At 59.6% G+C, this 23,268-nt stretch carries 25 protein-coding genes; 18 read left to right on the top strand and 7 right to left on the bottom strand.

Annotated elements, in window-relative coordinates; translation table 11 throughout:
• The 3 genes from AACV02_RS20415 to AACV02_RS20405 form a co-directional block, all read left to right on the top strand.
• The coding region (locus AACV02_RS20415) for a ribonucleotide-diphosphate reductase subunit beta (RefSeq protein ID WP_177413714.1) at window positions 1-384 on the top strand (384 nt) is incomplete at its 5' end.
• 174 nt (window positions 385-558) lie between these two features.
• The gene (locus tag AACV02_RS20410; protein ID WP_119741588.1) at window positions 559-1,275 is read left to right on the top strand and encodes an HNH endonuclease; all 717 of its coding nucleotides are present in this window, start codon (window positions 559-561) and stop codon (window positions 1,273-1,275) included.
• A gap of 72 nt (window positions 1,276-1,347) precedes the next feature.
• Window positions 1,348-1,992, top strand: coding sequence for an HAD-IB family hydrolase (locus tag AACV02_RS20405; RefSeq protein ID WP_119741585.1), 645 nt, complete (start codon window positions 1,348-1,350; stop codon window positions 1,990-1,992).
• A 486-nt stretch (window positions 1,993-2,478) separates the two neighbouring features.
• Here the strand turns inward: AACV02_RS20405 and AACV02_RS20400 are convergent, their stop codons facing one another.
• The gene (locus tag AACV02_RS20400; RefSeq protein ID WP_119741583.1) at window positions 2,479-3,438 is read right to left on the bottom strand and encodes a LysR family transcriptional regulator; all 960 of its coding nucleotides are present in this window, start codon (window positions 3,436-3,438) and stop codon (window positions 2,479-2,481) included.
• Between the two features lie 228 nt (window positions 3,439-3,666).
• On the opposite strand from AACV02_RS20400, the gene argH reads away from it, so the two are divergent.
• The 7 genes from argH to AACV02_RS20365 all read left to right on the top strand — a co-directional run bounded on the left by argH (window position 3,667) and on the right by AACV02_RS20365 (window position 10,646).
• Window positions 3,667-5,094 carry an argininosuccinate lyase gene (argH, locus tag AACV02_RS20395; protein WP_119741581.1) on the top strand — a complete coding sequence of 476 codons (1,428 nt, stop codon included), beginning with the start codon at window positions 3,667-3,669 and terminating at the stop codon, window positions 5,092-5,094.
• 106 nt (window positions 5,095-5,200) lie between these two features.
• Window positions 5,201-6,079 carry an amino acid ABC transporter permease gene (locus AACV02_RS20390; protein ID WP_017134649.1) on the top strand — a complete coding sequence of 293 codons (879 nt, stop codon included), beginning with the start codon at window positions 5,201-5,203 and terminating at the stop codon, window positions 6,077-6,079.
• 24 nt (window positions 6,080-6,103) lie between these two features.
• Window positions 6,104-6,868: an amino acid ABC transporter ATP-binding protein gene (locus AACV02_RS20385; protein WP_119741579.1), complete on the top strand. Its 765-nt coding sequence runs from the start codon at window positions 6,104-6,106 to the stop codon at window positions 6,866-6,868.
• 25 nt (window positions 6,869-6,893) lie between these two features.
• Window positions 6,894-7,715, top strand: a complete 822-nt coding sequence (locus tag AACV02_RS20380; protein WP_106576101.1) for an ABC transporter substrate-binding protein — start codon at window positions 6,894-6,896, stop codon at window positions 7,713-7,715.
• Window positions 7,716-7,862: 147 nt separating this feature from the next.
• Window positions 7,863-9,038 (top strand): MFS transporter, encoded by a 1,176-nt coding sequence (locus AACV02_RS20375; protein WP_119741577.1) that lies wholly within the window; start codon window positions 7,863-7,865, stop codon window positions 9,036-9,038.
• A 173-nt stretch (window positions 9,039-9,211) separates the two neighbouring features.
• Window positions 9,212-10,159, top strand: a complete 948-nt coding sequence (locus AACV02_RS20370; protein ID WP_119741575.1) for a hypothetical protein — start codon at window positions 9,212-9,214, stop codon at window positions 10,157-10,159.
• Window positions 10,160-10,265: 106 nt separating this feature from the next.
• Window positions 10,266-10,646 carry a helix-turn-helix domain-containing protein gene (locus tag AACV02_RS20365; RefSeq protein WP_119741573.1) on the top strand — a complete coding sequence of 127 codons (381 nt, stop codon included), beginning with the start codon at window positions 10,266-10,268 and terminating at the stop codon, window positions 10,644-10,646.
• Here AACV02_RS20365 and AACV02_RS20360 read toward each other — a convergent pair.
• Both AACV02_RS20360 and AACV02_RS20355 read right to left on the bottom strand, forming a co-directional pair.
• Complete coding sequence (locus AACV02_RS20360; protein WP_119741571.1) at window positions 10,576-11,133, bottom strand: AAA family ATPase; 558 nt, start codon at window positions 11,131-11,133, stop codon at window positions 10,576-10,578. The two genes, AACV02_RS20365 and AACV02_RS20360, sit on opposite strands and share 71 nt — an antisense overlap.
• Before the next feature lie 38 nt (window positions 11,134-11,171).
• A complete protein-coding gene (locus AACV02_RS20355; protein ID WP_119741569.1) occupies window positions 11,172-12,104 on the bottom strand; it encodes a GlxA family transcriptional regulator in 933 nt (310 codons plus the stop codon).
• A gap of 114 nt (window positions 12,105-12,218) precedes the next feature.
• Between AACV02_RS20355 and AACV02_RS20350 the strand changes: the two genes are divergently transcribed.
• The gene (locus AACV02_RS20350) at window positions 12,219-13,010 is read left to right on the top strand and encodes an SDR family NAD(P)-dependent oxidoreductase (RefSeq protein WP_119741567.1); all 792 of its coding nucleotides are present in this window, start codon (window positions 12,219-12,221) and stop codon (window positions 13,008-13,010) included.
• Between the two features lie 24 nt (window positions 13,011-13,034).
• On the opposite strand, the gene AACV02_RS20345 is transcribed toward AACV02_RS20350, so the two are convergent.
• Entirely contained in the window at window positions 13,035-13,769 is a 735-nt protein-coding gene (locus tag AACV02_RS20345; RefSeq protein WP_177413705.1) for a hypothetical protein, read from the bottom strand.
• Between the two features lie 107 nt (window positions 13,770-13,876).
• Entirely contained in the window at window positions 13,877-14,935 is a 1,059-nt protein-coding gene (locus AACV02_RS20340) for an MBL fold metallo-hydrolase (protein WP_119741564.1), read from the bottom strand.
• Between the two features lie 122 nt (window positions 14,936-15,057).
• Here AACV02_RS20340 and AACV02_RS20335 point away from each other — a divergent pair, with 122 nt between their 5' ends.
• The 4 genes from AACV02_RS20335 (at window position 15,058) to AACV02_RS20320 (ending at window position 19,114) form a co-directional block, all read left to right on the top strand.
• Window positions 15,058-15,681 (top strand): TetR/AcrR family transcriptional regulator, encoded by a 624-nt coding sequence (locus tag AACV02_RS20335; protein ID WP_106576094.1) that lies wholly within the window; start codon window positions 15,058-15,060, stop codon window positions 15,679-15,681.
• A gap of 195 nt (window positions 15,682-15,876) precedes the next feature.
• The gene (locus AACV02_RS20330) at window positions 15,877-16,935 is read left to right on the top strand and encodes a diguanylate cyclase (protein ID WP_119741562.1); all 1,059 of its coding nucleotides are present in this window, start codon (window positions 15,877-15,879) and stop codon (window positions 16,933-16,935) included.
• A 264-nt stretch (window positions 16,936-17,199) separates the two neighbouring features.
• Window positions 17,200-18,519, top strand: coding sequence for a methyl-accepting chemotaxis protein (locus AACV02_RS20325; RefSeq protein WP_119741560.1), 1,320 nt, complete (start codon window positions 17,200-17,202; stop codon window positions 18,517-18,519).
• A 76-nt stretch (window positions 18,520-18,595) separates the two neighbouring features.
• A complete protein-coding gene (locus tag AACV02_RS20320; RefSeq protein WP_119741558.1) occupies window positions 18,596-19,114 on the top strand; it encodes a DUF1003 domain-containing protein in 519 nt (172 codons plus the stop codon).
• Between the two features lie 279 nt (window positions 19,115-19,393).
• Here AACV02_RS20320 and AACV02_RS20315 read toward each other — a convergent pair whose 3' ends face one another.
• Window positions 19,394-20,272: a LysR family transcriptional regulator gene (locus AACV02_RS20315; protein ID WP_119741556.1), complete on the bottom strand. Its 879-nt coding sequence runs from the start codon at window positions 20,270-20,272 to the stop codon at window positions 19,394-19,396.
• Window positions 20,273-20,352: 80 nt separating this feature from the next.
• Between AACV02_RS20315 and AACV02_RS20310 the strand changes: the two genes are divergently transcribed.
• Window positions 20,353-21,060, top strand: coding sequence for a CTP synthase C-terminal region-related (seleno)protein (locus AACV02_RS20310; RefSeq protein WP_119741554.1), 708 nt, complete (start codon window positions 20,353-20,355; stop codon window positions 21,058-21,060).
• The gene (locus AACV02_RS20305; protein WP_119741552.1) at window positions 21,057-21,377 is read left to right on the top strand and encodes an antibiotic biosynthesis monooxygenase family protein; all 321 of its coding nucleotides are present in this window, start codon (window positions 21,057-21,059) and stop codon (window positions 21,375-21,377) included. Before AACV02_RS20310 ends, AACV02_RS20305 begins: the two co-directional genes overlap by 4 nt.
• A 132-nt stretch (window positions 21,378-21,509) precedes the next feature.
• On the opposite strand, the gene AACV02_RS20300 is transcribed toward AACV02_RS20305, so the two are convergent.
• On the bottom strand, window positions 21,510-21,833 hold the full coding sequence (locus AACV02_RS20300) for a DUF2025 family protein (RefSeq protein ID WP_119741550.1): 324 nt from the start codon (window positions 21,831-21,833) through the stop codon (window positions 21,510-21,512).
• Window positions 21,834-22,065: 232 nt separating this feature from the next.
• Between AACV02_RS20300 and AACV02_RS20295 the strand changes: the two genes are divergently transcribed.
• Window positions 22,066-23,193, top strand: coding sequence for a glycerophosphodiester phosphodiesterase (locus AACV02_RS20295; protein WP_106576086.1), 1,128 nt, complete (start codon window positions 22,066-22,068; stop codon window positions 23,191-23,193).
• Window positions 23,194-23,268 lie beyond the last annotated feature (75 nt).

The raw sequence follows: 23,268 nt of genomic DNA, 5'->3' as shown, positions 1-23,268 counted from the left end.
TACATCCTGCGCGACGAGTCGATGCACCTGAACTTCGGTATCGATGTGATCAACCAGATCAAAATCGAAAACCCACACCTGTGGGATGCCGAGATGAAGGAAGAAGCGACCCAGATGATCCTGCAAGGGACTCAGCTGGAGATCGAGTACGCTCGTGACACCATGCCGCGCGGCGTGTTGGGCATGAACGCGGCGATGATGGAGGACTACCTCAAGTTCATCGCGAACCGTCGTTTGTCGCAGATTGGCTTGAAGGAAGAGTACCCGGGCACCACCAACCCGTTCCCGTGGATGAGCGAGATCATGGACTTGAAGAAAGAGAAGAACTTCTTCGAAACCCGCGTGATCGAGTACCAGACCGGCGGCGCGTTGAGCTGGGATTAATCCTAGAGTCGGCCCCACCGAGAAGCCCTGACATGTTCAGGGCTTTTTTATGCTCAGTGATCTGAATATTCCCAAATTCAGAGACGGTCAAATCCCAGCAGACTGTAGGAAATTTCGTAGACGCAATAATGGCTACTCAGTATCGTCCGAGGGTTTTCTACCCTTGGCGGCTGTATGGATACGAAAAAAAGCAATATCGGATGGAGCGATGAAGAGCTTGAAGCTTCCGTCGACGGCTATTTGAAAATGTTGAAATTGGAAAAGGCAAAACAGTCGTTTAACAAGACAGCCGAACACGAGCTTCTTCGTGAAGGGGCTCTAAGCGCGCGATCCTTGGCATCGGTTGACTACCGTATGCGCAACATTTCTGCTGTTTTTGAGGCGCTGAATCACAGGCCAATTGCTGGTTACACCGCGGCGAATAACGTCGGTTCTGGAATCATCTCTCGTATACGTCGCATACTTGAGCAACGCGGCATCATTGAATATCAAGACAACGCCCCCACGTCCGACGAAGCGTTACTGGAGTTACGCGCGACAAGGCTTCAAAGCGAACCTATCAAGACCAAACCCGAAGGCATCACCGCGCCGCAACCAGTCAGCACCACCAGCACATCCTACGTTCGTGACCCGGAAGTACGCGCCTGGGTACGTCAGCAGGCGGCAGGTGTTTGTGAGGGGTGCGGGGTGCTTGCGCCGTTTAATCTCGACAACGGCCAGCCATTTCTCGAAGTACATCACGTCAAGCACCTCGCCCGGAAGGGTTCGGATCGCATCACCAATGCTGTAGCCTTGTGCCCCAATTGCCATCAGCGTTGCCACCGGTCGAGTGACTGGGATGCTTTCACCGAGTCGCTTTACGCCAAGATCGGAAGATTGGCACGGGAGTAAACTCCTGCTGTCACACCTGATGCACGCTTAATAAACACTAGATAGGACCGAGGCCAACCCGTGAACCCAGACATGCTCGAAGCCGGCCCTGCAGACGCCAAAGTACTTTCCGTCTTTGACTTCGACGGCACCCTGACCCATCACGACAGTTTCGTGCCCTTCCTCAAGTTTGCCTTTGGCACCGGTGAGTTCTATGGCCGGATGGTCAAGCTGGCGGTGCCGGGGCTGCGCTTTTTGCTGCGGCAGATCAGCCGGGATGAGTTGAAGGCGCAGTTGATTCGCACCTTTATGACGGGGGTGGAGAAGGCGTGGGTTCAGCAGCAGGCTGAGGCGTATTGCCAGCGTACGTGGAGCAAGCTGATGCGCCCGACTGGGTTGCAATCAGTGGCGGATGAGGTGAAGTCCGGGGCGGAGGTGACGTTGTGTTCGGCGTCGCCGGCTTTGGTGTTGCAGCCGTTTGCGAATCGGCTGGGGATCAAGTTGATTGGTACTGAGCTTGAAGTGGTCGACGGGGTGTTGACGGGCAAGCTCACGGGGAATAATTGCCGCTGTGAGAATAAGGTGCTGCGGCTTGAGGCGGTGTATGGGGATTTGGGCGATTATCGGCTCAGGGCCTGGGGCGATACCCGCGGGGATCGGGAGTTGTTGGCGGCGGCGCAGGATGCGCATTTTCGGCATTTTCATTCGAAGAAGAAGCGAGGCAAGTTGCAGCGCTGATGCGTGGATGGGGTCGGCGGGTGGACTGAGGTGATCCCTTAGCTGCCTCGCTGGGGCTCGAGAGCTCCCACATTTGATCGGTTTCAGGCCGGACACCGCACTAGCTTGGGGTGCTGGGGGTCGATACACATAGCGGGTTCGGCAGCGGACCGAGGTGATCCCTTCGCTGCCTCGCTGGGGCTCGAGAGCTCCCACATTTTGATCGGTTTCAGGCCGGACGGCGCACTAGCATGGGTTGCTGGAGGGTCGATACACATAGCGGGTTCGGCAGCGGACCGAGGTGATCCCATCGCTGCCTCGCTGGGGCTCGAGAGCTCCCACATTTTGATCGGTTTCAGGCCGGACAGCGCACTAGCATGGGGGGCTGGGGGTCGATACACATAGCGGGTTCGGCAGCGGACCGAGGTGATCCCTTCGCAGCCTCGCGGGGGCTCGACAGCTCCCACATTTGCGCTTTGTTGCTTGTTGATCGGTGTTAGGCGCGGTTTATGTTGCGGCCTTGAGGTTGACGCCCAGGGCTGTTGCGAAGGCTTTTACCATCGGGCTGCGCGGGGCGTTGTGGCGCAGGATCAGGTTGAAGGCGGTGCTCAGGTGGACTTGCTCCGGGCACAGTGCGCGTAGGCGCCCTTCCCTTACCAGGGGCGCGGCGTAATGTTCCGGCAGGAAGCCTAGGAAGCGGCCGGTGAGGATCAGGATGGCGACGGCTTCAACCTGTGAGGCCGAGGCGGACTGGCTGTCGTAGGTGACAAAGTCGGCTTTGTCGCGATGGATCGCATACCGGTGGTTGACCACTTCGTATTGGCGCAGCACTTCTGGCGTGAGGTCGCTCGCGTTGAACAGTGGGTGTCCTACGGCGCAGTAGGCGTGGGCTTTTTCTTCGTACAGCGGGAAGTAGTCGAATTCTTCGCGGCGTTGATACACCGGGACGATGCCGACGATCAGCCGCCCTTCCACCACGCCGCGCTCAACTTCATCCAATTGCGAGGCATGTAGACGCAATCTAATTTTTGGCGATTCGCTGTGTAATTTACTTAAGGCGGTAATCAGCGGCGAATTAACGTCGGAGACGGTGTTATCAATAACGCCCACACTTAGGTCACCAATAAGCTCGTTTTGCGCCGAACTAAGCTTGTCGCGAAAACTGTCCACCGAGGTAAATAATTCGATGGACGCCTGATACACCAACTTGCCTTCTTCGGTCAGGCCGAAGCCTTCCCTGCCCCGCGTACACAGGCGCATGCCGATGCGGATTTCGAGGTCGGAGATCTGTTTGCTGATGGCCGCCAGGCCCACGTTCAGCTCGTTTTGCGCGGCGCTGAAGCCGCCGGCTTCGACCACGGCCATGAACACGCGCAGCAATTTGAAATCCAGCCCGCTCAGTTGCAGGGGCGGCCGGGTGCCGGGTTTTGGTGGCATGTTTCCAGAAGTGGAAAGTGGGGTTTCCATAATACGCGTTGACCTCAAGTGCCATATTCAACAGGCTTCAACCCAATCCTTGAACATAGCCAGGCGGCGATAATGGCCGTAAACATCCGCCCTTGGCAACCTTGAATATAGCGGGTTGAACAGCACACAGAGGCTGATTTAACACCCGCAAAAACCTGACACTACGATCAGGTCTTTTTAGTTTTTTACTGCCTCCGACTCTTCTAAAAACAAGCGTGAGGAATACCGATGTCCCAGCCCACCGACCGCCTTTGGGGTGCTCGTTTCAAGACCGGCCCGTCTGCTGCTTTGGCCGCATTGTCGCGTTGCCCCGAGCGCTATTTCCGCCTGACGCCCTACGACCTGGCCGGCTCCCGCGCTCATGCCCGGGAGTTGCAGCGCGCCGGTTTGCTGGATGAGTCGGAGACTTTGCGCACCCTCGAGGCCCTGGACCGAATCGGTGAGGACTTCGCCGCCGGCCGCCTGCATCCAACCCTGGATGACGAGGACGTGCACACCTTTATCGAACGCGTATTGACCGAGCGCCTGGGCGCCTTGGGTGGCAAGTTGCGCGCCGGGCGTTCGCGTAACGATCAGACAGCCAATGACCTGCGCCTTTTCCTACGCGACCATGCGCGCACCATCACCACCGAGGTGTTGGGTTTGCAGCAGGCGCTGGTGGACCAGGCCGAGCAGCATATCGAGAGCATCTGCCCGGGTTTCACCCACTTGCAGCAGGCGCAACCGATTGTGTTTGCCCATCACTTGCTCGCTCATGCGCAGTCGATGCTGCGCGATGTGCAGCGCTTGGTGGATTGGGATGCGCGCACGGCGTTGTCACCGTTGGGTGCTGCCGCGATGGCAGGCTCGGCGATTGCGCGTCAGCCAGAGCATTCGGCCAAGGAAATGGGCTACACCGGGCCGTGCGAAAACTCGATCGACGCCGTCGCCAGCCGTGACCATGTGGCGGAGTTCCTGTTTGTGGCGGGCATGCTGGGGGTGAATATTTCGCGGCTGTCGGAGGAGTTTTGCCTGTGGTCGTCGCGCCAATTTCGCTGGGTGGTGCTGGACGATGCCTACGCCACCGGCAGCTCGATCATGCCGCAGAAAAAGAATCCGGACATTGCCGAGCTGGCACGCGGCAAAGCTGGGCGTTTGATTGGCAACCTGACCGGGCTGATGTCGACGCTCAAGTCATTGCCACTGTCGTACAACCGCGACTTGAGTGAAGACAAGCACAGCGTGTTGGACAGTGTGGACACCTTGCTGCTGGTGCTGCCGGCGATGGCCGGGATGGTCGCGACCATGAAGGTGCAAGTGGAAGAGCTGCGCCTGCAAGCGCCGATGGGCTTCACCTTGGCGACTGAGGTGGCGGATTGGTTGGCCACGCGAGGCGTGCCGTTTAAAGAGGCGCATGAGATTACCGGCGCGTTGGTGCAGGCCTGCGAGAAACACGAGATTGAGTTGTGGGAAGCCTCGCCGGCGATGTTGGCGGAGGTGGACGCGCGGTTGCTGCCTGAGGTGCGGGACTGCTTGACCCTGGAAGCGGCCATTGCGGCGCGCAGTGGTTGGGGTGGGACGGCGCCGGAGCGGGTTCGGGAGCAGATTGGGCGGTTGAAGGTGGCGTTGGCGGCTCAGCAAAAATGGGCTGAGAGTTATCAGGGGTTTCGGATTTAAACCTGGGCCTTTGTGGTGAGTTTGCTGGCGCTTTCGCAGGCAAGCCAGCTCCCACATTTAGGCTGTGTTTTAACAGTTGGATCGAGTACAGCAGTGGAGTAACACCATGAACCAAACCCCGGCGGAGCGCTTGGAAGCTGAGCGCAAGTTGTCCGAGAACCAGTTCGATATCACGCAGTACGAGCATGTGCCGCGTCGTTATTACGGGCGGATGTTTTTTGCCACGTTGATCGTGATCGCACTGGCCGCGTTGTTGCGCGCCTTTGCCAATGGCCAGATCGAATGGTCCTACATCGGGCAGTTCCTCACGTCTGAGGCCATTCTGTGGGGCCTGGTCAACACCATCGTCATGTCGATTCTGGCAATGGCACTGGGCGTGGTCATCGGGGTGATCACGGCGATCATGCGCATGTCGGCCAACCCGATCCTGCGCTATGTGGCCATCACTTACACCTGGCTGTTCCGCGGTACGCCGCTGATTCTGCAGCTGTTGCTGTGGTTCAACCTGGCGCTGATTTTCCCGGTGATCGCGATCCCCGGCCTGTTCAGCATCGACACCGTCGACCTGATGACGCCATTCGTGGCCGCCCTGCTCGGCCTCAGCATCAACCAGGGCGCCTACACCGCCGAAGTGGTGCGCGCCGGCTTGCTGTCGGTCGACACCGGCCAGTACGAGGCCGCCAAGTCCATCGGCATGCCGAGCCTGCAAGCGCTGCGTAGGGTGATTCTGCCGCAGGCGATGCGGGTGATCATTCCGCCGGTAGGCAACGAGTTCATCAGCATGGTGAAAATGACCAGCCTGGCCAGTGTGATCCAGTACTCGGAGCTGCTGCACAACGCGCAAAACATCTACTACGCCAACGCCCGCGTCATGGAGCTGCTGATTGTGGCCGGCATCTGGTACCTGGCGGTGGTGACTGTTCTTTCATTTGGTCAAAGCCGCCTTGAGCGTCGTTTTGCCCGCGGCGCCGGCAAGCGCTCGTAAGTCTGGGTTGAGGAGATTTGCCCCATGAGAAGCATCGTCAAGGCCGTCAACTTGAACAAGTATTACGACGAGTATCACGCGCTGCGCGACATCAATATTGAGGTCGAGCAAGGCGAAGTCATGTGCATTATTGGCCCGTCCGGCTCGGGTAAAAGCACGCTGCTGCGCTGCGTCAACCAGTTGGAAAAAATCGACAAGGGCGGCCTGTGGGTCGACGGCGAACTGGTGGGTTACCGCGTCGTCGGCAACAAGCTGCATGAAATGAATGAATCGCAGATTGCCCGCCAGCGCCTGGCGACCGGCATGGTGTTTCAGCGCTTCAATTTGTTCCCGCACATGACTGTGCTGCAAAACATCATCGAAGGCCCGGTGCAGGTGCTCAAGCGCTCGCCCAAGGAAGCCATCGAAGATGCGCTGGAACTGCTGGCCCGCGTCGGTCTGGCAGACAAGCGCAATGCCTACCCGGTGGAATTGTCCGGCGGCCAGCAACAGCGTGTGGCGATTGCCCGCGCGCTGGCGATGCGTCCCAAGCTGATGTTGTTCGACGAACCCACGTCAGCCCTCGACCCGGAGCTTGTAGGCGAAGTGCTGTCGGTGATGCGCGATTTGGCCACCACCGGCATGACCATGATTGTGGTCACCCATGAGTTGGGCTTCGCCCGCGAAGTGTCCAACCGCATGGTGTTTATGGACGCCGGCCAGATTGTGGAAGCCGGCAGCCCTGAAGAAATTCTAATAAGCCCACAAAACCCACGTACCCAAAGCTTTATTTCTGCCGTTCGCACTTAACTAAAAAACTAACGAGAACGCCCCCATGAAAAAATTGTTTATCCCAACGTTGCTCGCAGGCCTGATGGCCTCCTCGTGTGTATTCGCGGCATTGCCGGCGGCAATCAAGGACAAGGGTGAGATCAGCGCGGCCATCGTGCCGAACTACCCGCCAATGGATTTCAAGGACACCGCGACCAACAAGCTCACCGGGCTGGACTTCGACCTGGGCAACGCCCTGGCCGAGCGCCTGGGCGTGAAGATCAAGTGGCAGGAAACCGGCTTCGAGCAGATGCTCAGCGGCCTGACCACCAAGCGCGTCGACATCGTGCTGTCAGGCATGAGTGACACCGCCGAGCGCCAGAAGGCCGTGACCTTCATCGACTACTTCACCAGCGGTCCGCAGCTGTACACCCTGGCCAAGCGTGAAGACCTCAAGGAATTGACTGACCTGTGCGGTAAAAAAGTCGGCACCAGCCGCCGTACCACCTGGCCGTCGGAAATTGCCGCGTGGAGCAAGGAAAACTGCGAAGCGGCGGGTAAGCCGGCAATCGTGGTGATCGGCACTGAAGGCTCTGCGGATGCGCGCGCGCAATTGCAGCAAAACCGTTTGGACGCGGCGATGCAGGGCAGCGAGACGATTCCTTATTTGATGTCGTTGGACAAGGGCAAGTACAAGCCGGTGGGCCTGGCCATTTCCAAGCAGTTCACGGGGCTTGGGATCGAGAAAAGCAACACCGAATTGGTCACGGCGATCAGTGAGGCGCTGCAGGGCATGATTGATGATGGGACGTACGGCAAGATCCTGAAGAAGTGGGATCTGGAACAGGGTGCGGTGGAAAAAATCAGCATCAATGCCGGGCAGTAACTTGATCTGAATGTGGGAGCGGGCTGGCTCGCGAATGCGATGTGTCAGTGACAAATTTACCGACCGATCCACCGCATTCGCGAGCAAGCCCGCCCCCACATTTGAATTGTGTTGTATTGGAAAAATAATAAGGACATCCGCCCCACCGTGGCCACCTACTCCCTGGTAATCCGCCGCCTGATGATCTGCTCGGTGACCATCGTCGTCAGCCGCGCGATGACCAGTCCGCTGCTGGCCCTTTGGCTGAGCACGCGCCTGGGCCTCAACCAGCAGGACATCGGCTTGCTGATGGGCATCGCCGTGTTCATCGCAACGCTGCTCGGCCTCTATGGCGGCTACGTCATCGACCGCCTGGAAAAGCGCAAGCTGCTGATCCTGGCCATGCTTTCAAGCGCCATCGGATTTCTGTTGCTGACCTTTGCCAGCAACCTCTACCTCACCACCCTGACCTTGGTGATTACCGAAGCCGCGTCGGCACTGTTCCTGATCGGCTCCAAGGCCATCATCAGCGAAAACCTGCCGGTGGGCGACCGCGCCAAAGTATTTTCCCTGCGCTACACCCTGACCAACGTCGGCTATGCCACCGGCCCGATGGTGGGTGTGGTGATTGCCGGGCAGATCCCCTGGGCGCCGTTCCTGATCGCCAGCGCCATCGCCTTGGGCAGTGTGTTCCTGATGATCGGTATTGCGCCGACCCAACGCGACAACAGCAATAAACCCCTGAGTTTTCTCACGACCCTGCGCACACTGCGCAGCGACCGCACACTGATCCTGTTCACCAGCGGCAGCCTGTTGAGCACCATTGTCCACGGGCGCTATACGCTTTATCTGTCACAGTTTCTGCTGGTGGCCTACAAACCCGCCGAGGCGCTGAAGATTCTGTCGGCGGTGCTGGCCTGCAACGCTATCACCGTGATTTTGATGCAGTACCAGATCGGGCGATTTCTGAAACGCGAGCAATTGCGCTACTGGATTGTGCTGGGCACGTTGCTGTTCATTGTCGGGCTGATCGGTTTCAGTCTGGCGGACAGTCTGGTGACCTGGTGCCTGGCGATGTTCGTGTTCACCTTGGGCGAGATGATCATTTACCCCTCGGAATTCCTGTTCATCGACACCATCGCCCCGGATGCACTGCGCGGCAGTTATTACGGCGCGCAAAACCTGGCGGCGTTTGGCGGGGCGATGAGCCCGGTCATTTGCGGGTACCTGCTGATCAATGCGGCGCCGGTCAGCATGTTCTACGCACTCGGCGCGTTGACCGCCGTGGGTGGCACCTTGTGTTTCCTGAGTGGACGGCGGGTGGCCGGAACACCGCCTATCTAATGTGGGAGCGGGCTTGCTCGCGAACGCGGTGGATCAATCAATGCACTCGGAACTGCCACACCGCCTTAGCGAGCAAGCCCGCTCCCACTCAATCCCCCTCCCAGATTTTTTGATCTCCGTAACGGCGAAGTTTTGCGTAATATCCAGTCATTCATCTCACGGACCCGAGCCCCATGAAATTCGACACGGCCTACAGCCTGAGTCTCGATGACAAGCTGTCGATCTACGACGTACGAGACCTGAATTTCGACGAAACCAGCCCTTTCGACTCCGACAAGGACAGCTTCCTGTGCCCCAACGATGAGTGCCGCGCAGCGTTCGATGCGGGCAATGCGCTCAGCACCTTCAACGCAAAAAACGTCAACTATCAGCGCACGCCGCATTTTAAGAACAAGGCCAGTACCCAGCACATTGACGGCTGCCGCTACGCCAGCACGCACAAGACTGCGACCGGCGAAACTGATGATGAGCGCGAGGACAGTTTCCCATCGGAATGGGTACTGAGGCGGCGCCAGTACGAGCGCAAGCCGGCCGTGACCGGCACTGAAGCCGGCGTCCCACGCGATCCCACGAAGGTTGCGTCTACTCGTACCGGTTCGTCCCCCAGCGCCAGCGACTCTACCCCAGACAAAACCAGCGTGTTCGCCCACCCGGTGGAATGCTATGTGTCGAATATCGACGATAAAGACAAGCTCAAGAGCATGCCGCTGAAGATCGGCGATCACACGGCAACCTATTGGCCGTTTTTCAAGAAGATCGAGTACCTGCAGGACAACAACGGCCTGATCTACTGGGGGAAAATCAAGGAGATCAAGGATTACACCGCCAGCTTTCGCATCGATTTCGAAAAGAAGGTGTGGCTCGACAAGAAGCCCTACTCGGTCAACGTCTACCTGAGCAAAAAACTCATCGAAAACTACCGCAAGCGCACGGCGTTCCTGGAACAGATCAAGGCGGCAGCAGACAGTAAAAAGGCGCTATATTGCTTCTTTTATGGGGTCACGCCTCAATTGAAACAGGTGCCGAGCAAGAAAAACCCCGAGCAGACATTCGGGGTCTTCAGCGCGAATATCGAGAACCTGGATCACCTGATCATTCGAGAAGCGCCGGGCGTGGAATAACGCGCGGCCCAAACGCCTTAAAAAAATCCAGTTGATGAGCGGTCAAAACAACTGTACAAAAACACAGTATAGTTTGCCTTCCCCCGTCGAACCTGGAGAACCCCCCATGTCCTCTCTGGCAATGAGCTCTTTTGTAGAACAGCAGATCGTCCTGCACCAATTCACCGCCAAGCACAGTGTGCAGGCCCGCGCGATGCTTGGCTGGAGCCGGGAAGAACTCGCCCGCCAAGCCGGGCTGGCGGTCGAAACGGTGCAACGCTTTGAAAACCAGGGCGATGTAGACGATGAAACTCGCCTGGTATTGGCCTTTCGGCTGGAAGCTGAGGGGCTGGTGTTTTTCCCGGGGTTTGCGCCGGGTTGGGGCATGAGTGCGCGCAAGTTCGACAAGGCCCCGGCCGAGCCCGCTGCACAAGGCATCATTTCGCGGCTGATGGGCTCAACAGCGGCATCAATTGATTCACCAACGCCTCAACCGAATGGTGCGTAGCGTCCAGCCGGATCACCGGGCAGCTCAGTGGTTTCAGCCAGCTTTCATGCCGACGCAGGCTGCGTAGGCTGTGGTTACCATCATCGTAACGAGCAGCCCAGGCGAGAAACGCGACGCTGTTTTCATGGCGGCTGCCGCCCTCCAGAATCCGGTCACCATAGCGCTGCTCTTCGCGCAGTTGCAGCCGGTGCAGGCGAACTGGCGGGTCTACGCGCAGAAACACCACTTGGGTGAACTGCGGGATCATGGCATCGCCCCATCCGCACACCGAGCCGGACAGCACCCAGCCTTCGAGGCCGGCACTCTGTTCCTGTAACAGACGCGTGCGTTCATCCCGTAACCGAGCAACGGTGAACGGTTCCGGAGTTTGCTGCCAGAAGAAGTCGTCGGAGTCGAAATAAACCACATTCAAGCGTTCGGCCAAGGCTTTGCCCAGTGTCGTGGTGCCTGCGCCCGCAGCGCCGAGGATGTGAATTTTATGGCGCATAACTTTCCCCCTTAACTTGAGTGTAAGCCGCTGGGGCATCAGGCCTGCAATTGCAGCGCACGGCGCATCATTTGTGGCGGCTGGCCGAAGGCACGCAGGAAGGCGCGACGCATGCGCTCCGGGTCACCGAAGCCGGTGTCGCGGGCAATGATGTCGATAGGGTGGTCGCCGGATTCAAGCATCAGGCGCGCCGCTTCAATGCGCAGGCGTTCGATCGCCTTGGCCGGGGTGTGGCCGGTTTCGCTGCGAAACAGACGGCTGAACTGGCGCGGACTAAGGTGCGCGACGTCGGCCAGCCGTTCAACCGAGAGCTCTTCCTGTAAATGCTGGCGGGCGTAGACCAGGGCGGTTTGCACGCGGTCGGACTTGGGGTCGATGTCCAGCAGCGCGGAAAATTGCGACTGGCCGCCCGCGCGGCGATGGTAGATCACCAACTTGCGCGCGACCTCGCGGGCCACCTCTACACCCAGGTCGTTTTCGACAAGGGCCAGGGCCAGGTCAAGGCAGGCAGTCATGCCGGCAGAAGTCCAGAGTGGGCCGTCGACAGTGAAGATGCGGTCTTGTTCAAGCCTCACAGTGGGATAAGCCTGACGAAAGGCACGGGCGTGGTACCAGTGAGTGGTTGCCTTGCGGTCTTCCAGCAGTCCGGCGGCCGCCAGGTGGAAAGAGCCGGTGCAGGCAGACGTCACACGACGCGACGTCACCACTGCCTGCTGCAAGTAGCTGAGCAGGCCAGGCGTGGCGTCGAGCACTTCGTTATCGCCCACCACCAACACCGTGTCGTATGGACCAAAAGGCACGGTATCAATGGCAAAACCCATGGAGCTTTTGATCGGCCCGCCTTCCTCGGATACCAGGTCTACCCGATAGAACGGCCGTTGCACCTCCAGGTTGGCGAATTCAAACACCGTACTGGTGCTCAGGCTGAGCATCTGAAAACCCGGAAACAGCAAAATACCGACAGACACCATGGTCAAACCTCATGTCTCTAAAGGAGGGATATACGACATTGCAGCCATGACATTACACCCATAATCTTGGTTGCAACAAGGCCCTCCTTCCTCGGCCCTCCTGGAGCAACTGCAATGACTCAATCCAAAGGTTATGCGCTGATCACCGGCGCTTCTTCGGGTATTGGCGCCACCTACGCCGATCGCCTGGCTCGCCAGGGTTACGACCTGATATTGGTGGCACGTAACCAGCACCGGCTGGAGCGACTGGCGACTCAGCTCAACGCCAACACCCAACGGGATATTCACGTGGTGGTGGCCGACCTGAACCTGCCGGCCGATCTGGCCCGTGTTGAACAGATCCTGCACGACGACAGCCGCATCAGCCTGTTGGTGAACAACGCCGGCATCGGTGCCACCGCGTCCTTGCTGGACAGCGATGCGGACAAGATGGAGGCGATGATCCTGCTCAATGTGCTGGCCCTCACCCGCCTGGCCAAAGCCGCAGCAACCAACTTTGTCGCCCAGGGTCGCGGCACCCTGATCAACATCGGTTCGATCGTGGCGGTCGCACCCAAGCTGCTGAATGGCGTTTACGGAGGCACCAAGGCGTTTGTGCAGGCCTTTACCGAATCACTCGAGCATGAGCTGAGCGACAAGGGAGTACGGGTTCAAGTGGTGTTGCCCGGTGCCATCGCCACCGAGTTCTGGGACGTTGCCGGCCTGCCGGTGAGCAACCTGCCCGAGACAATGGTCATGACCACGCAAAACCTGGTGGATGCCGCGCTGGCAGGGCTCGCACAAGGTGAAAAAGTCACCATCCCGTCACTGCCCGACAGCCTGGATTGGGACGCTTACGAAACCGCGCGCCTGGCCTTGGGGCCAAACCTGTCACACAGCAGCCCGGCCCCACGTTACGGCGTGTAGTCAGCTAATAGACTGAAGCCCAGGTCAGTGGCCGCCTGGGCCGCCGGCGTTGTTTTGCCGATAGGCGTAGAGCAACGCGTGCAAAGCATCGCGAGACCACCGAGCGCCATAAAACCAGAGTTTCGCGCCCTCTGCCAACGGCTCGCAAACGGCGGGATACCCGCTTATGCACGCACCATGAAACGCCGCAGATTGATCATCAGACACCAAGGCATCAAGCCGATGCCGGGTCACCAGATCGTCGATTTCACGCGTTTGCAAAGAGAATTGAAGGCTGTGGTCTTCACGTCGTGCATCTACCGGTACCAATTGCGCACCGGCCAGTTGCAGGATGTCGAACGCTCGGCGCAAGGCTGCACTGTGTTCAACGGGTTCGTAATGAGCCCCGTGCACATACCGGTCAGCGAACCCGATGCGCCACCCTGCGAGCACCTTGGAAGCGGTAAAAGTGCTGTTATTGCGTACCAGAGGCACTTCAACCATCACAGGCCCAGTGGGCTCGATACCACTCAAAGCGACGAGTGACAGCGCAGGATCCCGCACGGGTTTTATCGGCGCAGCCACGGCGTTGTAACCGGGAATGAGTGCGACACCCTTTGGATAATCAGCGCCGAAGACGATACCGCCCGGGTTGGCTTTATCGGGTTGGGCCTGGGCCGGCGCAGCGTTTGAGCCGCCCGCTTCACCCGCTTCCGGCAAGGAAGGCCCAAGTCGACAAGGCAAGCCCAATCGCCAATGCTCCCTACAGTTTTTTTCCATCAGAACCCGCACCCCGACAATGACCGTGCGGGATCATCGCACTCGGACCTGATGGTTGTCGCAGGGCTGAAATACCCTGAAAACTCATTTTCCTACGGCCCCAAACTTCAGCCCGCCGCGTGCTCTTTCGCACCTTGAGTTTCCACGTCCAACCACCACGCATGCCCACGCTCAGGCTGGTTCAGATTGAACGCTTGCCCCATCGCCGGCGTGGTAATCGAAACGTTTCGCTCCCAGGCCAGGGCCATGATGCGGTCAAACGGCTCGTGCCAGGCATGGAACGCCAGGTCGAACGTGCCGTTGTGAATCGGCAGCAGCCAACGGCCTTTAAGGTCGATATGCGCCTGCAAGGTTTGCTCCGGCTGCATGTGCACATGGGGCCAGTCGACGTTGTAAGCACCTGTTTCCATCAGCGTCAGATCAAACGGGCCGTATTGTTCGCCGATGCGTTTGAAACCGTCGAAATAACCCGTGTCGCCACTGAAAAAGACCCGCCGCGCACCGTCGATCATCACCCAGGAACACCACAGGGTCTGGTTGCCGTCAAACAGACCGCGCCCGGAAAAGTGCTGGGCCGGCGTGGCGATAAAGCGAATGCCATCGACCTCGGTGCCTTGCCACCAATCCAGTTGCCTGACTTTGCTGGCGTCCACACCCCATTTCACCAGGGTGTCGCCCACACCCAGCGGGGCGAGAAAGTAGCGGGTTTTGTCGGCCAGCTGGACCACGGCCTTATGGTCCAGGTGGTCATAGTGATTGTGCGAAAGAATCACCGCTTCCAGCGGCGGCAAGTCTTCAAGGCTAATGGGTGGCTGATGGAAGCGCTTGGGCCCGGCCCAACTGAACGGTGAGGCGCGCTCGGCAAACACCGGGTCGGTTAGCCAGAACTTACCGCGCATTTTCAGCAACACGGTGGAATGCCCCAGACGGAACACGCTGTGATCGGGAGCGGCCAGCAGTTGCTCGCGTGTCAGCGGTTGCACCGGGATCTTGCCCACAGGGCGCGTGCTGCGCGGCTTGTTGAAAAGCATGTTCCAGAAAATCCGCAACGTCTTGCCAAAGCCGCCATGTTGCACTGGGGCATCGTTGGTGAAATGCCCTTGCTCCTGCTCGGCAGGCTTGAGTGCTTCAGGCGAAGGGTCAAGACGGCTTGAAATCGTGGCCATTACAGAGTGACTCCTGGGGTCCGCTCATAAATTACACTGCACAGTGTAGTTTCTAGATTGCAACAAAACCCGGAGCAAGTAAACTACCGAGTGTAATTTCATCCAAGAGCCGAACGCCCTCCATGACTGCTCCCCAACGCCTCACCGACCGCAAACGCGAAGCCATCGTGGCAGCGGCCATCACCGAGTTTCGGGCTAACGGGTTCGAGGTCACCAGCATGGACAAAATTGCGGCCACCGCCGGAGTCTCCAAGCGCACGGTGTACAACCACTTTCCCAGCAAGGAAGAGTTGTTTGCAGAAATTCTGCACCAGTTGTGGGCCAGCAGCGTTGCCCAACTGGACGCCAGCTACGCCAGTGACCGACCCCTGCGCGAGCAATTGCGCGGTTTGCTGCAGGCGAAGATGCAGATGATGTCGGACGCCAACTTCCTCGACCTGGCCCGTGTCGCGATCGCCGCCACCATTCATTCGCCCGAGCGCGCGCAAGACATGGTCAACCGCTTGAGCAAACGCGAGGAAGGCTTCACCCAGTGGGTACGCGCGGCCCAGGAAGATGGCCGCCTGGCCTGCACCGACCCGGCCTTTGCGGCCCATCAGATCCAGAGCCTGCTCAAGGCGTTCGCCTTTTGGCCGCAAATTACGCTGGGCCAACCTACCCTCGACGCTGCCACACAGGCCAGCGTGATCGAATCGGCCATCGACCTGTTCCTGGCCGGCTACGAAGTCAGCCCTGCCCGTTCCTAATAAAGCCTGTTGCATGAGCGACATTCCAGGTCGTTTTTAGCGCATTCACCCGGTGTGCTGCGCAAATGGCTTGGAAGGACACTGATTATTCCCACGTGAATAACTGACAATATTCCCACCTAATATCCGATCAACGGTTCAAGCCGCTGACGCACGCTGTCGTATCTGCAAAAAAAAGAGCTGACCCGGAACACTATGGAAAACAGACGAGGCAAAGGGCTGTCATTTGCCAGACGTATCTACAAGCCAAGGATTATCGGCCTGGGAATCGGCTGTATCAGCGTCATCGGCGCCCTTTACCCGTTGGCCATGCCGGGCTGGGTATGGGCGCTACTGATATTCAACGGTTATGCCTGGGCCCATGTGGCGTACCAGCTCTCCACGCGCTCGCAATTTCCCTACCAGGCCGAACAACGCAACTTGCTCTATGACTCGCTGCTCGGCGGTTTCTGGGCGGCGGCCACGCAATTCACACCGCTGACGACCGTGACCATCCTGTCGATGATGACCATGAACAACGTCGCGGCCGGGGGCAAGCGCCTGTTTCTGCGCGGGCTGGTGGCACAGGCGGGCGGTATCGGCGTGGCGTGGGCGCTGCTGGGGATCAAGTTCAATCCCAACGTCAGCCTTGCCCAGGTGTATACCTGCCTGCCGATGCTGACGCTGTACCCGATGGCGATCGGCATGGTCTGCTATCAGTTGGCAATCAAACTCTCGGAACACAAACGCGCCCTCAGCGCCCTCAGCCGCGTCGACAGCCTTACCGGCCTGCTCAATCATGGCTCGTGGAAAGACCTGCTCAATCTCAAGTTCCACAAATGCCAGCAGCAACAAGGCCACGCCACCATTGCCTTGATCGATATCGACCATTTCAAACAGATCAACGACACCTACGGCCATATTGTCGGTGATCAGGTGTTGCGCCAGCTGAGTAAGGAGTTGCGTCAACACCTGAGGGAAAATGACTTGGCCGGCCGTTACGGCGGCGATGAGTTCTGCGTGATTCTTCCGCAAATGCCACTGGAAGAAGCCGCGCTGGTCATGGAACACATGCGAGAAACCTTTAGTAACTATCGCAATTCGCAGATCCCAGCGTTGCGCGTGAGCCTGAGCATTGGTCTGGCAGACTTCCAACCCGTCTTCAGCGATGCGGCAATGTGGCTCAACGCCGCGGATCGCGCGCTCTATGCCGCCAAGGACACCGGCCGCAACCGGGTGAATGTCAGCCACTGTGTCGTCGCCCACTCCGCCTAAGTCGTCCTACAACACCTCGTCTGATTTCTCTTCCGCCGCACTGCTGCAGAAGCATAATGCCACCATTGGTCGCCTACTCATTGATGCCACCGCCCTGAAGGCGAACTTCTTGGCCGGCCGATCACTCTGAACCCGTTGTTCAACCCCCCTCTGTCAGCACAAGGAAGCTGACAATGAGCAAGTCAACCGTAAGGCCTGGTGCCCTACGGGGGCAGGCGCATATTCATGGATACCTCTGACGCGTGCTTCCCCGAGCTCTCGAACATGCTATTCAACGCCCACAAAAAAACTATCAACACCCTGCAACACACCAACGCCCAACAAGCCAGCTTGCTGGATGCCATCGAGCGCTCCATGGCGGTGATCGAATTCGATCTGCAAGGCACCGTCCTGCGGGCCAATGAGAATTTCCTCAAGACCATGAGCTACCGCGCCGAACAGATCGAGGGCCAGCCCCACCGGATGTTCTGCACCCCCGCGTTCACGCGCAGTGCCGAGTACAACCAGTTGTGGACGCAGCTGCGTAATGGCCAATTTCAGTCGGGCACCTTTGAACGCGTCGGCGGCGACGGCCAATCGGTATGGCTGGAAGCCAGCTACAACCCGGTGCGCGATCACACCGGCCAGGTCATCAAAGTGGTGAAATACGCCATGGACGTCACCCCGCGCCTGCAGGCCGAAAGCGAAGCCAACGCCAAGTTGGGTGCCATCGACCGGGCCATGGCGGTGATCGAATTCAACCTCGACGGCACCATCATTACCGCCAATGCAAATTTCCTGCAGCGCATGGGCTACAGCCTGGCGCAGATCCAGGGCAAGCATCACCGCCTGTTCTGCAAGCCGGACCTGGCCAACAGCTCGACCTACAGTGAGTTCTGGAAGCGCTTGAACCAGGGCGAACTGTTCAACGGCCAGTTTGAACGCATCGACAAAAACGGCCAGACGGTGTGGCTGGAGGCCAACTACAACCCGGTGTACGACGCCAGCGGGCGCCTGTGCAAAGTGGTGAAGTTTGCCTCCGACATCACCGCCAGAGTGCAGCAGCATGCCGCCGACGCCGCCAGCGCTGCCCAGGCTTATCACATCTCGCTGAACACTCGGGATATCGCCGAAAAGGGCGCCGATGTGATCCAGCAAACCGCCAGCGGCATGCGCGAGATTGCTGCCGACATCGATGGCTCCTCGCAACTGATCGCCAAGCTGGGCGAGCGTTCGCAGCAGATCACGGCCATCGTCAACACCATCCGCGGCATCGCCGACCAGACCAACCTGCTGGCCCTCAACGCCGCCATCGAAGCGGCGCGCGCTGGCGAACAAGGCCGGGGCTTTGCCGTGGTGGCCGACGAAGTGCGGCAACTGGCGGCACGCACCAGCGGCTCGACGGCGGAAATCTCCGGCATGATCGCGATGATCCAGGAGGAAACCCGCCAAGCCATCGACAGCATGGAAGGGACTCGCGACCGCGCCGCTCAAGGTGTGGAGTTGGCCAACCAGGCCGGCACGGTGATCCTGCAGATTCGCGAAGGCACGGGCGAGGCTGTGCAGGCGGTGAGCGCGTTTGCCAATGAGCGGGGCAACAACTGACCTGATCTTCATGTGTCTGCCCAGGGGCTCGGTCTATAGTGCTGACTAGTCTTTACGCCAAGGATTCGAGCCCGCCATGACCCCAGACAAGCCAGAAGCAGCCCCCGTCGATCACCTGCGTTTCCACCGAGGCCACGCCCACCTGGCGCCGACCTTCGGCAACGACACCTTTGCGCTCAAGGCCGAAGCGTTCGCGCGCTTCTTTGGTACGCCCACCTTTCTCGGCGCGCAAACCGCGATCGTGATCTTGTGGGTGGTGCTGAACATGACCGGCATCACCCACTTCGACGTGTACCCGTTCATCCTGCTCAACCTGGCCTTCAGCCTGCAATCGGCCTATGCCGCGCCGCTGATCCTGCTGGCCCAGACACGCCAGGCCGCCCGCGACAAAGCCCAGTCCGACGCCGATGCGCAGCACCGCGAAGCGCTGGCCATCGCCAACACCGAGCGCCAGGCCCAAGCCGAACAAACCACCAAGCAGTTGCTGGAACTGCTGGAGCAGAACACCCGCCTGACAGAAATGACCAAGCAACTGACCGAGCGTATCGAGACCCTGACCTGCGAGATGCATGAGCAGTTCATGCGTAAACCCTGAGGGCAACGCAGTTGCCTTAAGGAAAGCCTGTTATGGCGAGCGGGCTTGTTGTAGCGAGCGAGCTGCTGTGGCGAGCGGGCTTGCCCCGCGTTGGGCTGCAAAGCAGCCCCAAAACCTGACACCGCGGTTTACCTGAAGCATCGCGTTGGCCTATCTGGGGCCGCTTCGCGCCCCAACGCGGGGCAAGCCCGCTCGCCACAACAAGACCGCCACAGCAGCCCGCTCGCTACAACAAGCCGCGCGCGCCACAACTATCCCGCCAGTCACAAAAGATGCCGTTCACGGCAACCGCACATGCCGCCCCAGCTCATCAAACAACGTGACCACCGAACGCAACGCCCGGCAATCCGGACGCGTCAGCAGCCACAGTGCGGTGTTCCGTGCGGCCAACGCCGGCCCCAGTGGTTGCACACCATCGCCCAAGAGAAAATCCGGCAGCGCCGCCACGCCCAGGCCTGCACGTACCAACTCGGTGACCGACAACATGCTGTTGCAGCGATAGCTGGGACGCACACCCGGCAAATGCTCGCGGCGCCAGGCGACGGTGGGGTGATCGGGCAGGAAGTCGTCCGGGGCGATCCACGGCAGGTCGGCCAACTCGCGGCCTGCGTGCTGGCGAGCAAAATCGGCACTGGCACACACTTGATATGCGACCGTGCCCAGGCAACGACCGACAAGGTGCTCCGGCGGCGTCTTGGTCAGGCGCAGGGCAATGTCGGCATCGCGGCGGCTGAGGTTGGCGAAATCATTCGATGTGCTCAACTCCAGGGTCAACGCCGGGTAGTCGGGCATGAACCGCGCCAGCGCCGGCAGCAGCAAACCTTGCAGCACCGAGTCGGTACAGGTCAGGCGCACAGTGCCGCTGATCACTTCGCCGCCCTGCTCCACGCCAATGCGCGCCGCCTCCAACGCTTGTTCGGCGTGCTCGGCCTGCTGCGCCAGGTTGCTGGCCAGGCTGGTGGGCAGGTAACCGGCGCGGCTTTTTTCAAACAGGGTCTGGCCCAAGGCGGCTTCCAGCCGGCGCACCGCGCGGAACACCGTGGACACATCCACCCGCAACAGCGCCGCCGCGCGCGCCAGGGTGCCGCCGCGTACCAGGGCGAGGATCAGCGAGAGGTCGGGATAGTCGATTTGATAGTGCGTGGCTGCATTGAGCATGTGGGCGAACGCCAATTTTGATTGCGTGAGCGCCAATCTATAGTGGGCACCAGGACACAACAAGCCATGAGGCGTACCCGATGAAAGCCAGCACCTTGCACCTTGCCCTGATCGGCGACTACAACCCCGACGTCACCGCGCACCAGGCCATCCCCGTGGCGCTGCAACAGGCGGCCGACGCCTTGAACCTGAACGTTCACGTGCAATGGCTCGACACGGACTCGATCACGCCCACCCCTCAATTGCATGCGTTCGACGGTTTCTGGTGTGTGCCCGCCAGCCCCTACCGCGACACCGACGGCGCATTGCGGGCGATCCGGTTTGCCCGCGAACATAAGCGCCCTTTCCTCGGCACGTGCGGCGGTTTTCAGCATGCGGTGCTGGAATATGCCCGCAACGTGCTGGGTTGGGCGGATGCCGAACATGGCGAGCTGGCCCCGCACGCCAAGCGTGCGGTGATCACACCGCTCAGTTGCGCGCGGGTAGAGGCCACGGACACCGTGCGTCTGGCGCCCTACACCCGCATCGCCGAGGCCTATGGCACGCTGGATATCCACGAGAGTTATCGCTGCCGCTACGGCATCAACCCCGAGTTCGCCAACGCACTGTTGGAAAGCGACCTGATCCCCAGCGGCCACGACTCGGCCGGCGATCTGCGCGCCATCGAATTGCTCGACCATCCGTTTTTCGTCGCCACGCTGTTCCAACCGGAACGTGCCGCGCTCAAACACGTCACGCCACCCTTGGCGATCGCTCTGCTCAAGGCCTGTCTGGAGTTGTCACGATGATCGCCATCACTCCCGCCACGCCCTACTACGCAGTGATTTTCAGCTCAGTGCGCACCGAGGGCGATCAAGGCTACGGCCAGGCCGCCGCCCGCATGCTGGAACTGGCGCGTGAACAACCGGGGTTTCTCGGGGTGGAATCGGCGCGCGAGGACGGCTTGGGGATCACCGTGTCCTACTGGGAAAGCGAGGCGGCGATCCTGGCCTGGAAACAGCAGGCCGAGCACCGCGAAGTGCGTGAGCAAGGCCGCGCCATCTGGTACTCGGCGTTTCACACGCGGGTGTGCAAGGTGGAGCGGGCCTACACCTTCCAGAAGTGACATGCGTGCCCCGGTGGGAGCTGGCTTGCCTGCGATGGCATCAACTCGGTTCCACCCAAAGACCGCGTCGTCTGCATCGCAGGCAAGCCAGCTCCCACCTCTGATCTTGATTGCCTGCAAAACAACAGGTGCTTAGCTGACCAAACTGCGCAACGCACTGATTTGCGGGATTTCGACCCGGCGCATGTACACGCGCAACGGCTCGGAGATGTTGATGCGGTCGTCGATGTTCTGGTCCAGCAGCAACTGCAGGCGTTCGCGCGACAGGGTCATGGCGTGGTCGGCGGCCGGCAGCCAGACAAATTCAGCAGTAGGAATGATGCCGTCATCGGCCACGTCCATGCCGAAGGCATCTTCGCTGAAACGCACAATGTACTGGCCGGTTTTGCGGTTCAGGCCGACAAAACCGTGGAGTTGGTCGGCGGCCTGGCAGATGAGTTCTGAAGTGATGCGCATGGTAAACCTCACTGAAAAGTCCCACTGGGACTGGAAAGATGGTTTACACGCGTGGCAGAAATTACGGCCCTCTGACGGGGCAGCTGCGGCCAAGAATACTGCAACACAGCACAAAAAAACCCAGAAAAATGGCGCCTGAGCACCTTAATGTCGGTTTGGTGATAGCGCCTTTCGCAATCAATTGTTAAAAAGGACGCCTTCTCAAAGTTACCTCCACGAAAGGACTTCGCATATGCCTGTCACGTTTACCAAGAGCGCCTTGCTGCTCGCTCTGATGCTCGGCCTTGGCCAGGCACAGGCTGCCGACCCGATCAGCCCGGCTGAATTGGCAACAAACGAAGGCATTCCGTACCCGGCCGTCATTGCGCACCGTGGCGCTTCCTACGACGCTCCCGAATCCACCGCGGCTTCCTACAAGCTCGCTCGCGACCTGGGCGCCGACTACCTGGAAATGGACCTGCAGCGCAGTAAAGATGGCGTGCTGTTCGCCCTGCACGACAACAACCTGCAGCGCACCACCGACGTGGCCACCAAGTTCCCCGAGCGCAAAGACGCCCCGGCCAACGAGTTCACCTGGGCCGAACTGCGCACCCTGGACGCTGGCAGCTGGTTCAACGCCGCCTACCCGGATCGTGCGCGCCCAGCGTTCGTCGGCCTGAAAATCCAGAGCCTGGACGAAATCATCAAGATCGCCGAAGGCAACCCGCAGCACAAACCCGGCCTGTACATCGAAACCAAAGAGCCCAAGCAATTTCCGGGCATCGAAGCCGACCTGAAAAACAAGCTGCTGGACAAGGGCTGGTTGAGCTCTGCCGGCTCCAAGCTGGGCAAGAGCAACACGGGCGTCGGCCAGGGCAAGGGCCGCGTCGTGCTGCAAACGTTTGAAAAAGACAGCTTGAAAGAGCTGCAGAAAGAAATGCCCAACACCCCGAAAATCCTGCTGCTGTGGGTCGGCCCAGGCAGCATCGAGCCGAAGTCCGCGCAGACATTCGCCGAATCCGGCGAGACCACCAAAGCGGCCTACTACGCCAAGCAAGAGCCGAAAGACGCTGCCGAGTTTGAAAAGTGGGTCGACGAAGCCAAGAGCCTCGGCGCCATCGGCACCGGCCCATCGGCCGAACTGACCAACCATGGCGACCAGAGCTACACCGACCTGGTGAAGCCACAAATGAACAAGCTGACCCACGACAAAGGCTTGCTGGTGCACGTCTATACCGTCGATGAACCGGTGGACTTCGAGAAAGTGATGGCCGCTGGCGTCGATGGCATCTTCACCAACCGCGCCGCCGAACTGCTGAAGTTCTACAAGCGCTGGCCGTCGTCGAGTGTGCAAGACCTGCTTAAGGACAACGGGTACTAAGCGTCAGGCCGCAATAGGTGTCGGTTCGCCATTAAGGATGAATTAAGTTGCGCTGGTTAATCTGGCGCCACTTAA

Source organism: Pseudomonas sp. Larv2_ips (genome assembly GCF_963879675.1).
In the GTDB taxonomy this organism is placed as follows: domain Bacteria; phylum Pseudomonadota; class Gammaproteobacteria; order Pseudomonadales; family Pseudomonadaceae; genus Aquipseudomonas.
The sequence above is the reverse complement of the archived record's forward strand: the minus strand, read 5'-3'. Positions and strand labels throughout refer to the sequence as shown.

Excerpts from the sequence above, each read along its gene's own strand:
- AACV02_RS20410 (WP_119741588.1), top strand. The coding sequence starts at position 559 with ATGGATACGAAAAAAAGCAATATCGGATGGAGCGATGAAGAGCTTGAA.
- AACV02_RS20405 (WP_119741585.1), top strand. The coding sequence starts at position 1,348 with ATGCTCGAAGCCGGCCCTGCAGACGCCAAAGTACTTTCCGTCTTTGAC.
- AACV02_RS20400 (WP_119741583.1), bottom strand. The coding sequence starts at position 3,438 with ATGGAAACCCCACTTTCCACTTCTGGAAACATGCCACCAAAACCCGGC.
- argH (WP_119741581.1), top strand. The coding sequence starts at position 3,667 with ATGTCCCAGCCCACCGACCGCCTTTGGGGTGCTCGTTTCAAGACCGGC.
- AACV02_RS20390 (WP_017134649.1), top strand. The coding sequence starts at position 5,201 with ATGAACCAAACCCCGGCGGAGCGCTTGGAAGCTGAGCGCAAGTTGTCC.
- AACV02_RS20385 (WP_119741579.1), top strand. The coding sequence starts at position 6,104 with ATGAGAAGCATCGTCAAGGCCGTCAACTTGAACAAGTATTACGACGAG.
- AACV02_RS20380 (WP_106576101.1), top strand. The coding sequence starts at position 6,894 with ATGAAAAAATTGTTTATCCCAACGTTGCTCGCAGGCCTGATGGCCTCC.
- AACV02_RS20370 (WP_119741575.1), top strand. The coding sequence starts at position 9,212 with ATGAAATTCGACACGGCCTACAGCCTGAGTCTCGATGACAAGCTGTCG.
- AACV02_RS20365 (WP_119741573.1), top strand. The coding sequence starts at position 10,266 with ATGTCCTCTCTGGCAATGAGCTCTTTTGTAGAACAGCAGATCGTCCTG.
- AACV02_RS20360 (WP_119741571.1), bottom strand. The coding sequence starts at position 11,133 with ATGCGCCATAAAATTCACATCCTCGGCGCTGCGGGCGCAGGCACCACG.
- AACV02_RS20355 (WP_119741569.1), bottom strand. The coding sequence starts at position 12,104 with ATGGTGTCTGTCGGTATTTTGCTGTTTCCGGGTTTTCAGATGCTCAGC.
- AACV02_RS20350 (WP_119741567.1), top strand. The coding sequence starts at position 12,219 with ATGACTCAATCCAAAGGTTATGCGCTGATCACCGGCGCTTCTTCGGGT.
- AACV02_RS20345 (WP_177413705.1), bottom strand. The coding sequence starts at position 13,769 with ATGGAAAAAAACTGTAGGGAGCATTGGCGATTGGGCTTGCCTTGTCGA.
- AACV02_RS20340 (WP_119741564.1), bottom strand. The coding sequence starts at position 14,935 with ATGGCCACGATTTCAAGCCGTCTTGACCCTTCGCCTGAAGCACTCAAG.
- AACV02_RS20335 (WP_106576094.1), top strand. The coding sequence starts at position 15,058 with ATGACTGCTCCCCAACGCCTCACCGACCGCAAACGCGAAGCCATCGTG.
- AACV02_RS20330 (WP_119741562.1), top strand. The coding sequence starts at position 15,877 with ATGGAAAACAGACGAGGCAAAGGGCTGTCATTTGCCAGACGTATCTAC.
- AACV02_RS20325 (WP_119741560.1), top strand. The coding sequence starts at position 17,200 with ATGCTATTCAACGCCCACAAAAAAACTATCAACACCCTGCAACACACC.
- AACV02_RS20320 (WP_119741558.1), top strand. The coding sequence starts at position 18,596 with ATGACCCCAGACAAGCCAGAAGCAGCCCCCGTCGATCACCTGCGTTTC.
- AACV02_RS20315 (WP_119741556.1), bottom strand. The coding sequence starts at position 20,272 with ATGCTCAATGCAGCCACGCACTATCAAATCGACTATCCCGACCTCTCG.
- AACV02_RS20310 (WP_119741554.1), top strand. The coding sequence starts at position 20,353 with ATGAAAGCCAGCACCTTGCACCTTGCCCTGATCGGCGACTACAACCCC.
- AACV02_RS20305 (WP_119741552.1), top strand. The coding sequence starts at position 21,057 with ATGATCGCCATCACTCCCGCCACGCCCTACTACGCAGTGATTTTCAGC.
- AACV02_RS20300 (WP_119741550.1), bottom strand. The coding sequence starts at position 21,833 with ATGCGCATCACTTCAGAACTCATCTGCCAGGCCGCCGACCAACTCCAC.
- AACV02_RS20295 (WP_106576086.1), top strand. The coding sequence starts at position 22,066 with ATGCCTGTCACGTTTACCAAGAGCGCCTTGCTGCTCGCTCTGATGCTC.